This is a genomic window from Candidatus Accumulibacter contiguus, assembly GCF_012940005.1.
Taxonomy (GTDB): domain Bacteria; phylum Pseudomonadota; class Gammaproteobacteria; order Burkholderiales; family Rhodocyclaceae; genus Accumulibacter; species Accumulibacter contiguus.
This window is the reverse complement of record NZ_SPMX01000025.1, coordinates 84,461-96,052: the sequence shown is the minus strand read 5'-3', so window position 1 is coordinate 96,052 and position 11,592 is coordinate 84,461. Positions and strand designations below refer to the sequence as shown.

At 62.9% G+C, this 11,592-nt stretch carries 11 protein-coding genes; 10 read left to right on the top strand and 1 reads right to left on the bottom strand.

Features of this window, described 5'->3' with window-relative positions; genetic code table 11:
- Window positions 1-6: 6 nt before the first annotated feature.
- From E4Q08_RS10575 to E4Q08_RS10540, 9 genes are all read left to right on the top strand, one after another.
- A complete protein-coding gene (locus E4Q08_RS10575; RefSeq protein WP_034951132.1) occupies window positions 7-375 on the top strand; it encodes a response regulator in 369 nt (122 codons plus the stop codon).
- Window positions 376-382: 7 nt separating this feature from the next.
- On the top strand, window positions 383-712 hold the full coding sequence (locus E4Q08_RS10570; protein WP_034914195.1) for an STAS domain-containing protein: 330 nt from the start codon (window positions 383-385) through the stop codon (window positions 710-712).
- A 41-nt stretch (window positions 713-753) separates the two neighbouring features.
- Window positions 754-2,874 (top strand): chemotaxis protein CheA, encoded by a 2,121-nt coding sequence (locus tag E4Q08_RS10565; protein WP_169070377.1) that lies wholly within the window; start codon window positions 754-756, stop codon window positions 2,872-2,874.
- Between the two features lie 90 nt (window positions 2,875-2,964).
- Window positions 2,965-4,845, top strand: coding sequence for a methyl-accepting chemotaxis protein (locus tag E4Q08_RS10560; protein ID WP_169070360.1), 1,881 nt, complete (start codon window positions 2,965-2,967; stop codon window positions 4,843-4,845).
- 10 nt (window positions 4,846-4,855) lie between these two features.
- Entirely contained in the window at window positions 4,856-5,392 is a 537-nt protein-coding gene (locus tag E4Q08_RS10555; RefSeq protein WP_169070359.1) for a chemotaxis protein CheW, read from the top strand.
- Window positions 5,393-5,417: 25 nt separating this feature from the next.
- A complete protein-coding gene (locus E4Q08_RS26100; RefSeq protein ID WP_372703626.1) occupies window positions 5,418-5,573 on the top strand; it encodes a hypothetical protein in 156 nt (51 codons plus the stop codon).
- The gene (locus E4Q08_RS10550; RefSeq protein WP_372703625.1) at window positions 5,554-6,492 is read left to right on the top strand and encodes a protein-glutamate methylesterase/protein-glutamine glutaminase; all 939 of its coding nucleotides are present in this window, start codon (window positions 5,554-5,556) and stop codon (window positions 6,490-6,492) included. Before E4Q08_RS26100 ends, E4Q08_RS10550 begins: the two co-directional genes overlap by 20 nt.
- A 55-nt stretch (window positions 6,493-6,547) precedes the next feature.
- Window positions 6,548-7,825 (top strand): pseudouridine synthase, encoded by a 1,278-nt coding sequence (locus E4Q08_RS10545; RefSeq protein ID WP_169070358.1) that lies wholly within the window; start codon window positions 6,548-6,550, stop codon window positions 7,823-7,825.
- A 15-nt stretch (window positions 7,826-7,840) separates the two neighbouring features.
- On the top strand, window positions 7,841-8,743 hold the full coding sequence (locus E4Q08_RS10540) for an HDOD domain-containing protein (protein ID WP_169070357.1): 903 nt from the start codon (window positions 7,841-7,843) through the stop codon (window positions 8,741-8,743).
- 25 nt (window positions 8,744-8,768) lie between these two features.
- Here E4Q08_RS10540 and E4Q08_RS10535 read toward each other — a convergent pair whose 3' ends face one another.
- Window positions 8,769-9,080: a DUF3579 domain-containing protein gene (locus E4Q08_RS10535; RefSeq protein WP_034914206.1), complete on the bottom strand. Its 312-nt coding sequence runs from the start codon at window positions 9,078-9,080 to the stop codon at window positions 8,769-8,771.
- Between the two features lie 270 nt (window positions 9,081-9,350).
- Here E4Q08_RS10535 and E4Q08_RS10530 point away from each other — a divergent pair, with 270 nt between their 5' ends.
- Complete coding sequence (locus E4Q08_RS10530; RefSeq protein ID WP_169070356.1) at window positions 9,351-11,552, top strand: discoidin domain-containing protein; 2,202 nt, start codon at window positions 9,351-9,353, stop codon at window positions 11,550-11,552.
- The last annotated feature ends 40 nt before the right edge of the window (window positions 11,553-11,592 follow it).

The window sequence follows — 11,592 nt, the reverse complement described above, 5'->3', positions numbered from 1 at the left end:
ATTGACATGGGCAAGACCATCCTGGTCGTCGACGATTCCGCTTCGATGCGGCAGGTCGTCAGCATGGCGCTCAAGGGCGGCGGCTTTGAGGTGATCGAGGCCTGCGACGGCAAGGACGCGCTGGCCAAACTGATGGGGCAGAAAGTGCATCTGGTGATCAGCGATGTCAATATGCCCAACATGGATGGCATCACCTTTGTCCGGGAAATGAAAAAGAACGCCGCCTACCGCTTCGTTCCGGTGATCATGCTGACCACCGAAGGCAATGAGGAAAAGAAGAAGGCCGGCCAGGAGGCCGGCGCCAAGGCCTGGGTGGTCAAGCCTTTCCAGCCCCAGCAGATGCTGGCGGCGGTTTCCAGACTGTTGATGATGTGAGGCGACGATGAGCATCGTCATCGAGAGCAGCGGGCAGACGGCGCGGCTGACTCTGGACGGGGAGTTGACCATCTATGAGGTCGCCGAAATCAAGGCCGGGCTGGCGGACGTCATGCGCGCTGCCGACGAAATCGAGATCGACCTGGGCGGCATCGCCGAGATCGATACGGCCGGTCTGCAACTGATGCTGATCGCCAAACGCAATCCGGGCAAGCGTGTGCGCTTCGTCAATCATCCGCCGTGCGTTCTGCGCCTGATCGATCTGGCCAATCTCGGTGGCCTGCTGGGAGATCCCTTGTTCATTTCGGCGACGGAATCGGCAAGGAAGGTGCCGTGAACGACGCCGCCCAGGACCTTGCGCAGGCACTCGGAACCTTCATGGAAGAGGCCAGGGAACTCCTCGCCGAAATGGAGGCGATCCTGCTGCGTGCAGAGGACGGCAGCGGCCAGGAAGACGACATGAACGCCCTTTTTCGCTGCGCACATACCATCAAGGGTTCCGGCGGCCTGTTCGGTCTTGACGAGGTGGTGCGTTTCGCGCACGTCGTCGAGAACGTCCTCGATCGCCTGCGCAACGGCAAACTGCAATTCGACAGCGATCTGATCAGTCTGCTGCTCGCATGCCAGGACCACATCGCCAACCTGATTGCCGCGATCGCCGAGAACACCGAGGTTCCGGTCGCGCGTAGCGACCAATTGCTGTCACGCCTGCAGGCCGTTCTCGGAACTGGCGGCGGCGCTGTCGTGGCGCCGCCCGCGGCCGAACCGCATTCCTCCGAAGCCGGGATCGGTGCCGGCGACGGTGGCGCGATGGGCTCTGACCACTGGCATATCTCGCTGCGCCCGGGCAGACAGGTGTTGCAGGACGGCATGGATCCGCTGGCCTTCATCAATTACCTCTCCCAGTACGGCAAGCTGCTGCATGTTGAAACGATCGTCGACGCCGTACCGGAGTTTGCCGCCGCAGACCCCGAGATCTGCTATCTGGGCTTCGAAGTGGCCCTGGCGAGCCGTGCCAGCAAGGCAGAGATCGAAGGCGTCTTCGATTTCATCCGGGAGGGCTCGCAGATCGTCATCGTGCCGCCGCAGAGCCAGATTTCTGCCTACCTCGCGCTGATCGAATCCCACCATCAGGATGCCGAGCGCATCGGCGAGATGCTCGTGGCCTGTGGTTCGGTGACCGCCAACGAACTGGCAGAGGCGCTGGCGGTGCAGAAACAGCAGGAGCCACATGCCCGTATCGGCGAGATCCTGGTCGAACAGGGAGCGGTGCCGCCGCAGGTCGTCGAGGCCGCCGCGGACCAGCAGAAGCGCGTCGAGGAAAAGCGCAGCGGCGAAGCCCGGATCGTCAAGGTTCCTTCCGATCGGCTCGACGCACTGATCGACCGGGTCGGCGAATTGGTCATCGCCGGCGTCGGGACACATCTGCAGATCAGCCGTATCCAGCGGCCCGATATTCAGGAATCGGCGGAAGTGCTGCTATCTCTCGTCCAGGACATTCGTGACATGACCCTGCGCTTGCGCATGGTCGCCATCGGCGAGGTTTTCTCCCGCTTTCCGCGTGTCGTTCGCGACGTTTCCAGGGAACTGGGCAAGGATATCGAGTTGCGTGTCCGGGGTGCCGAATCCGAACTCGACAAGTCGATGGTCGACAAGATCGGCGACCCCTTGATGCATCTGGTGCGCAACTCGATCGACCATGGCATCGAGCCGGCCGAAACGCGCATGGCGCGTGGCAAGCCCGCACGCGGCACGGTCGAACTGCGTGCCTATCACGAGTCCGGCAGCATCAATATCGAAGTCAGTGACGATGGCGGCGGCCTCGATCGTGATCGCATCCTGAGGAAGGCGATCGAGAATGGCATGGTCGCTCCGGACGCCCATCTTTCCGATCAGGAGGTCTATCGGCTGATTCTCGCACCCGGGTTTTCGACGGCAGCAAAAGTGACCAGCCTCTCCGGCCGCGGGGTCGGGATGGATGTCGTGCGCAGCAATATCGAGGCCTTGCGCGGCACGCTCGACATCGAATCGGTGCCAGGACAAGGCACGACCATGCGCCTTTGTCTGCCGCTGACGCTGGCGATCATCGACGGCTTTCACGTCGGCGTCGGCAGTTCGCACTTCATCATCCCGCTCGACATGGTCGTCGAGTGCATCGAACTACCGCCGGATGTCGGCGATCGGGGATACCTCGAACTGCGTGAGCAGGCGCTGCCCTTCGTTCGCCTGCGCGAGCTTTTCGATGAACAGGGGCCACGGCACCCTCGACCGCGCGTCATTGTCGTCCGTTACGGCAGCCGACAGGCGGGTCTGGTCGTCGATCGCATCCATGGCAAGTGCCAGACGGTGATCAAGCCGCTCGGTCCCTTGTTTGCCGAAACACCGGCGGTGTCGGGCTGCACGATCATCGGCAACGGCGAGGTCGGCATGATCCTCGACGTGCAGGCACTGGTACGGCTTTGCGCAGGCGCTGGCCACGGCAAGCATGCGAAGAATTGATCGACGGCACCGGCACGGCTCGTTTCCGGCGGCAGCAAACGCCTGCGGGCATCATTTCTTGTCCAATTATTCAGAATGTCGAGGTGAAAGATGAACTGGTTACGGTCGATGAAGGTGAGCACACGCAACCTGCTCTGGGGAGGTCTCACGGCGATTGGCCTGTTGCTCTTCTGCACGGTGTCGCTGGTTTCGATTCGCGACAACATGCTCGAAGACCGCAAGCAGCGAATCAAGAGCCTGATCGAGGCTGGGAGCGGGGTTCTCGAGCACTATCATCAACTGTCGGCTACCGGCAAGCTCACCGACAAGGAGGCCAGGGACACCGCACTTGATGCCCTGCGCTACATGCGCTACGAAGGAGGTAACTATCTGTTCGTCTTCGATCCTGAAGGACTCTTCTACCTGATGCCGGCCACCCGCGACTTCGAGGGAACCAACAAGATCGATCTCAAGGATGCCAATGGCAAATACCTGATCCGGGAACTGATCAGCGTCGCCAAGGCTGGAGGCGGTTATGTCGCATACGACTTCCCCAAACCGGGCACGCAGGCCGCTTCGCCCAAGATCGGTCATGCGGTGCTGTTTGCGCCATGGAATCTGGTGATCGGCACCGGCATCTACATTGACGATGTCGATGTCGTCTTCCGCCGCGTCCTGATCCAGTTGGTATCGATTTCACTGGCCTTGCTGGCGCTATTGACGGCCATGGGTTGGGCGATCTCGCGTTCGATTTCGGGCCCGCTGAATACGGTCGTCGAAGTATCCGGCCGCATGGCAGCAGGCGATTTCGACTTCAAGCTCGACACCACCGGGCGAGATGAAGCCGGGGCCGTGTTTCGTGCCGTGATGATGGTCAAGGATGCAGTGCACGCGATGATCGGCGATGCCGGCGCGCTGTCGACCGCAGCGGCGAAAGGCCGGCTGGAGACGCGTGTCGATGCAGCCAGGCACCAGGGCGAATATCGCAACATCATCGAAGGACTCAACCGCACGATGGACGCAGTGGTGGATCCGATCAACGACGTCAAGCGGGTCATGGCGGCGGTTGAACGGGGCGATCTCGGCCAGAGCATCGACGCCGAATATCAGGGTGACTTTGGCGCCCTGCAGGCCAGCGTGAATAACACGCTGGCCAAACTGTCGGCGACGATCGCGCAGGTGAACACCTCGGCTGGCGAACTCTCGAACGCCTCGACGCAGGTATCGGCCACCTCGCAGCTTCTTTCGCAAGCCACCTCGGAGCAGGCGGCAAGCCTCGAACAGACGACCTCGGCGATGGAGCAGATGTCGGCGTCGATTGCGCAGAACACCGACAACGCCAAGACCACCGACGCGATCGCGCGCCAATCGGCGGCAGACGCGCTGGCTGGCGGCGAAGCCGTTCGTTCGACGGTCGCGGCGATGAAATCGATCGCCGGCAAGATCTCGATCATCGACGACATTGCCTACCGCACCGATCTGCTGGCGCTGAATGCGGCGATCGAAGCGGCACGAGCCGGCGAACATGGCAAGGGTTTTGCCGTCGTCGCGGCCGAGGTCAGGAAACTGGCCGAACGCAGCCAGATCGCCGCGCAGGAGATTGGCGAACTGGCAAGCAGCAGCGTCGAAACCGCCGAACGTGCCGGCAGCCTGTTCGAGACCATGCTGCCGTCGATTCGCAAGACGGCTGATCTGGTGGGCGAGATCACCGCCGCATCGGAAGAACAGACGACCGGCGCCGACCAGATCAGTCAGGCGATGGCGCAGTTGAACACCGTCACGCAGCAGAACGCCGCGACCGCCGAAGAACTCTCGGCCACGGCCGAAGAGATGAACGCCCAGGCCGAAAACCTCAACGAGTTGATGGCGCAGTTCACGCTTGCCGGCAACGACCAGGCCATGCCGGCGCGCCCCGGCCGGACCGCCAAACCGGGCAAGGCGAAACGCGAGTCTGCGGCAAATCACCCGCTGAAAGACTACGAACGATTCTGAGGGATGCGCCATGAGCACAGAACTGTTGGCAGCCAGCCGGCACGTGGCCGGCAGAGCGGCCGGTCCGGATGTCGGCGACACCTCGCTGTATCTCGCCTTCCGCCTGGCTGATGACGTATATGCCATCGATATCCTGCGCATCCGGGAAATCATTGAGTACAGCGTGCCCACCGGCGTGCCGATGATGCCGCGCTCGGTCCGTGGCGTCATCAACCTGCGCGGCGCGGTGGTGCCGGTGATCGACCTCGCGGTTCGCTTCGGTCGCACGGCCACCGGCGTGGGTAAACGCACTTGCATCGTCATCGTCGAAACGGAACATGCGGGAGCGCTGTACACCCTGGGATTGATCGTCGATGGCGTCAACGCGGTGATGGAGATTGCTGCCGGGAGCATCGAACCCGCCCCGGCTTTCGGTACACGCGTCAACGCCGACTTCATCGCCGGAATGGCACGCGTCAATGGCCGCTTCGTGATCATTCTCGACATCGCGCGTGTCCTGTCGATCGACGAAATGGTGTCGATCACCCCGCCGATGATTGAAACTTAATGTCTATCTGAAACGTGAGGCGCTGATGGCACGAGAAATCAAGGTCATGGTCGTCGACGACTCGGCCGTGGTACGCCGGGTCATGAGCACCATCCTCGACCGCGATCCCGGGATCCGCGTCATCGCCACGGCCCACGATCCGATCTTCGCGATCGAAAAAAATGCGCCGCGACTGGCCTGACGTGCTGACGCTCGACATCGAAATGCCGCGCATGGACGGCATCACCTTTCTCGGCCAACTGATGGCGGAACGACCGACGCCGGTGCTGATCTGCTCATCGCTGACCACCGTCGGGGCGGAAACGACCCTGCAGGCCCTGGCAGCCGGGGCCGTTGCGATCATCAGCAAGCCCGGCCTCGGCGTCGGGAGTTTTCTTGAGGATTCGAGCGACAACCTGATCGCTGCCGTCAAAGCTGCCGCGCGTGCCAATATGGGAGCCGTGCAGCGTGGCGTCCGCACGGCGGTACGCAGTCCGGCAAGGCCGCGTCTGGCGATGGCACAGACAACCGAGCGCCTGGTCGCCATCGGCACGTCCACCGGCGGAACGGTCGCCCTGGAAGCCCTGCTGACCGAACTGCCGCGCGTCTCGCCGGGAATCGTCATCGTTCAGCACATGCCGGAGATGTTTACCGCCGCTTTTGCCGCACGCCTTGATGGCCTCTGTGAAATCTCGGTGCAGGAAGCGAGGAATGGGCAGCGAGTCCTGCCCGGTCTGGCACTGATTGCACCCGGCGGCAAGCACATGCAACTGACGCGCAGCGGCGCGCAATACCTGGTCGAGGTGAAGGATGGACCACCGGTCAATCGCCATCGCCCGTCGGTCGATGTGCTGTTTCGATCGGTTGCCAAGTATGCCGGCAACAATGCCATGGGTGTGATCATGACCGGCATGGGCGATGACGGCGCGCGCGGACTCAAGGAGATGCACGATGCCGGCGCTTATACGCTGGCACAGGACGAGGCGACTTGTATCGTTTACGGCATGCCGAGGGAAGCGGTCAAACGGGGCGCGGTCGATCGCAGCTTGCCGCTTGCTGCGCTGGCAACGGCGATCATGAGCGGTCCTCCCGCTTCGCGATCTGGAATGGCTGGGTTGTAGGAGGTGATCCACTTCTGACGTAAACTAAGCGGTCGAACCAACGGAAAGCCACGCCATGCCCCGCACCACTCTGAAGCTGCCCAACAAAAAGCCTGCTGCTGCCGTCGGCGACACCCGGGCAGCCACCCGCAAACCGATTCGCGGTAGCTCCCAGACAGCAAAGCACACCAGCGCGCGGCGTGCCGACAGCCAATCGCCAGTACCGGCTGCGCCAAGCGGCAAGCCCGGTCAGAGAAACACCAGCCCGGCACGTTTCCGCAACGAACTCCCGAGGGAAGCGGCCAGCCCGGTCGAGCAATTCACAGCCGCGTTTCCGACGAGGCAGGAAAGCACAGTGCCAGCCCCGGAACCTCGCGGCACAACCACCGATAGCCAGGCAGCCAGCCCGGCCCGGCCCAGCCAACAGGCGAAGAAGACCTATCCGCAACGCGGCATAGCCCGCAGCACTGGCGCGCGCGCCTTTCCCCCGGCGCCGCAGCGCGCCAGCCGTGACGCACCGGCACTCGGCGAGAGAGTCTCCCCGGCAGTCGCAGCAGAAGCGCAGGTGCAACGACCGGCAGAAGCGCCGGCTGCCACGCCGGCAGTGACCTCCAGCACGCCACGCGGCTTGGCAAAGGAATCGCCGCGGCTGGCAAAACTGGTCAGCGAAATCGCCGCGTGCTCCCGCCGCGAAGCTGACGAATGGATCGAGAACGGCTGGGTCAGCGTAGACGGCGAGGTCATCACCCGCCTCGGCGCACGCGTCAACCCGAAGGCAAAGATCAGGATCCAGGACGCAGCGAAAAAGCACCCCAGCGAAAGTGTCACGATCCTGTTCAACAAGCCGTGCCACCCGGTCGCTGCCGAGGACGATCATGCCGTCGCACTGATCCGTCCCGACAAGCACTGGGCAGAAGACAGCAGCACCTTCCGTTTCCAGGCCACGCATCTGCGCGGCCTGGCGCTGGCCGGCAAACTCGATGCCGACGAGGGCGGCATGCTGGTGTTCACTCAGGAAGGCAGTGTCGCACGCCGCCTGACAGGAGGTGATGCAAGACTCGAGAAGGAATACCACGTCCGCGTCGAGGGCGAGTTGTCGGCGGATGGTCTGGAGCGGCTCAGACATGGCCTGTCGCTGGACAAGGTCAAACTGCTGCGCGCACAGGTCTCGTGGCTGAGCGAGCAACAACTGCGTTTCGTTCTGCACGAAAACAGAAAGCGGCAGATTCAGGGCATGTGCGAACAGGTCGGTTTGCGCGTCACCGAAATCAAACGCGTGCGTATCGGCAGCGTCTCACTCGGCAAGCTGGCTGCCGGACAATGGCGTTATCTGCGCGCCGACGAGCGTTTCTGAAAAAAGGCCCAGCCCATGCTTGAGCCCTTGCCACAAGACCTTGCAGGCTGGCTGGCCTTTGTCAGCAGAACGGAATTGCCGATTCTGCGCCAGACGGCGCGCCGTCTCGACCAGGCACGGCAACAGATCGACCAGGTCAGCGGTCGCGACATCACCAACATCGTTTTGCAGGATCCGCTGTTGGCCATCCGTGTGCTGGCCTATATTCAGGACGTTGGTCACGGCCACCTGCACAGTGACATCACGAACATTGCCAGCGCAGTGATGATGCTTGGCGTCGACCCTTTCTTCCGGATGTTCGAGCAAGCACTCACCCTCGAAACGATGTTGCAAGGTCAGCGGCAAGCCCTGCTGGGCGTCCTGCAGGTGATCCTGCGGATGCAGCGTGCAGCGCACTATGCACACGACTGGGCATTCGCGCGGCACGACATGAACGTCGAGGAAGTCGCTCTCGCCGCGCTGCTGCACGACCTGGCGGAGATTCTGCTGTGGTGTTTTGCTCCGGATCTGGCGATCGAGATTCGCTCCCGACTGCAGGCCGACCGCAGGCTGCACAGCGCCAATGTCCAACAGGAAGTGCTCGGAGTCAAGCTGGCCGATCTGCAGCTGGCCCTCTGCCGCGCCTGGCACCTGCCCGTGCTGCTGACCACCCTGATGGGCGGCGACAGCGCCCATCTGCCAAGGGTCCAGAACGTGCAGCTGGCGGTCAAGCTTGCCCGCCACTCGACTGATGGCTGGAATAATCCAGCGATCCCGGATGACCTCACTGCCATCCAGAGTCTGCTGCACATCAGCCGCGACACCTTGCTCGACCGCCTGCAGCTACCGCCGGAAGTCCTGCCCAGGTTTCTCCTTGCAGGTGGTGAGCGGGAAGATCACCAAACTAACGGTCATGACTTCTCCAGGCACCCCCGATGATGAAAATCATGATTCCGACGAGCTACTAGGAGGGGTTGTTCTGGCCGACAGCCGTCGCGGCGACGTCCTGGATCAGTTGCAGATCGTTGTCTTGTGCGAAGTGCAGGACGAAGCGATAGGCCATGGGCTCCACTTCGTACAATCGGCCATTTACGAAAACGGCTTTCTCGCCTTTGTAGTTTATTGGAGAAACGTAGGGCGAATAGCGCATCTTCTTTTCGGCGCCAAAAGCCGAGAGAACACCGCAAAGTCTTTCGGCCCAGTCGCTGGGGCGGAACCGCTTGCCTGCGATGGTAAGACCGACGATGATGAAAGAGGAGTGTGACGAAGTGGTCATATCTCGATGGTAGGGTGGCGAGGTGAACCGCGAATTACTCTCTTGGATGGTCGTTTTGCGCCTGCCGACAGAGTCGACGCCACGATTCTAACAGAAAGACGCTAGCCTTGCCGGGTCTTGCCGGCCGTTCAACCGGCAAACCGCTGATTTCTTGCGGCGGACGGGGCAAAATGCGTATCATCGCGCACCGGTGAAAACGACCGGTTTTGATCCCCGATTCTCCAGCCTGAACTCACGGCGGTTTTCTACGCTCACTGGTCCGAGTAAGCAATGATTGCTGATTTTCCCTTCCGCCTGCTCGCCATACTGGTTCTTGCCGTTCTCTCCGCCGGTTCGACGCCGGCAGGGGCAGTGGCGTCGGCTCAAGTGACCATTGACCTCGGGGCCGGCCCCGTCAACACCTTCACTCCGGCTGTCGCTCTCGGCGCCGGTGTGGACGGGCACGCGCGCGGCGACGCGAGCGCCATTTATCGCCCCGCCACCTTGCGCGCCATGCGCTCGGTCGGTCTGCGTCCGCTGACTTACCGCCTGCGCACCGAACTCGGTATCGAGGCCTGGCACTGGAATCCGCGCGGCCACTGGAGTGACCGCAAGAACGCCCAAGGTTACTGGACCTCCAACGATCACCCTGGCGCTCCGATCCTGACCTCCTTTGGTTACCGGCTGCCACGGCGAGGAAATACCATCGACCAGGCCGAAGACAATGGTTATTCGCGACTGGCTGACGGCGACCCCGATACCTTCTGGAAGAGCAACCCCTATCTGGATCGCCGCTACACGGGAGAGGACCGGCACCCGCAATGGCTGATCGCTGATCTGGGACAGAAAATACCGGTGAATGCGATCCGTATCTCCTGGGGGATACCGTATGCCGTGCGCTATTCGGTGCAGTACTGGGATGGCGAAGACCAGGACCTTCCGGATGGGTATCCCGAGGGTCAATGGCGAACCTTTCCCGAAGGTATGGTGACCGCAGGTGGTGGCGGTGACGGAATTCTGCGCCTGGCACCCGATGCACGGCCGGCACGTTACCTGCGGGTGTTGCTCGAAGCATCATCGGCGTCGGCCCCACCGGGAGCCAGCGACCCGCGCGATGCTCTCGGCTACGCGGTCCGCGAGGTGTCCATCGGCACCTTGGGTGCCGATGGCGAGTTGCGGGATGCCGTCCGCCATGCCGCCAGCCGCAAGCAGCAGACCCACTTTTTCGTTTCATCCACCGACCCATGGCACCGTGCGACCGACCTGGACCCCGACGTCGAGCAGGCCGGCATTGACCGGGTGTTCGCCAGCGGGCTGACGCATGGCTTGCCGATGCTGGTTCCCGTCGGGGTGCTCTACGATACGCCGGACAACGCCGCCGCCCTGCTGCGCTATCTGAAGCGGCGCGGCTATCCGCTGCGCGGCATCGAACTCGGCGAGGAACCGGATGGCCAGTACATTGCTCCGGAGGACTATGGGGCCTTGTATCTGCAAGCGGTGGACGCGCTGCGTGCGGTCGATGCGGCAGTACCGCTCGGTGGGCCATCCTTCCAGTCCTTGTGGGATGAGCCAATGATGGCCTGGGCCGGCACTTCGGTTGCTCCCGACCGGCCGTGGCTGGCCCGCTTGCTGAGCTATCTGCAGGCGCGTGGGCGAGCGGACGATCTGGGATTCCTGTCGTTCGAGTGGTACCCGTTCGACGACGTCTGCGCGCCGGTGGCGCCGTACTTGCAGCAGGCGCCGGCGCGGCTCGCCGAGGCCATGGCGAACCTCTACCAGCAGGGTCTGCCGCGCTCGACGCCGCTGTTGATCACCGAGTACGGCTACTCGGCCTTTGCCACGCAGGCGGAAGTCGACCTGGCCGGCGCCCTGTTCAACGCCGACGTGGTCGGCACCTTCCTGACCCAGGGTGGCAGTGCTGCCTATCTGTACGGTTACGAACCCAGCCCCCTCGATCGGGAACCGCAGGTTGATTGTGAGACCTGGGGCAACAATACCCTGTTCGTCTCCGACCAGAAGCGAAACATCCTGGCGCGTACCGCCACCTATCACGGTGCCAGGCTGCTGGCACGGCAATGGGCCGGGAACCCGACCCAGGCGCACTGGCTCTATCCCGCACGAGTGGATGGCGAAAGCACCGATACGCCACCCTTGAGCGCTTATGCACTGCAGCGCCCCGACGGGCTCTGGGCGGTGCTGCTGGTCAACAAGGACCCGACGCAACCGTGGTCGGTCGCGCTGCGCTTCGCCGGACCGGAGCCGGATGCGGTCGCGTGGCTGCAAGGCCCGGCCGACCTGTTCCAGTTTTCCGCTGCCCAGTACCAATGGCGGGCGCAAGGCAAGCACGGTCGCCCGCGCCGCAGTCGGCCTCCCGAGCACCGCGTGCTGCGCGCGCATGCCCCACTAGAACTGCAATTGCCGCCCTGGTCCCTGACGGTGATCCGCAGTGGGGGGCCGCCCGCCCGGCCAGATACGCCCGTGCGCGTGCGTTGATGTGAAACCAGGCCAACCTTTCCAGAAAGCGACCATTCCA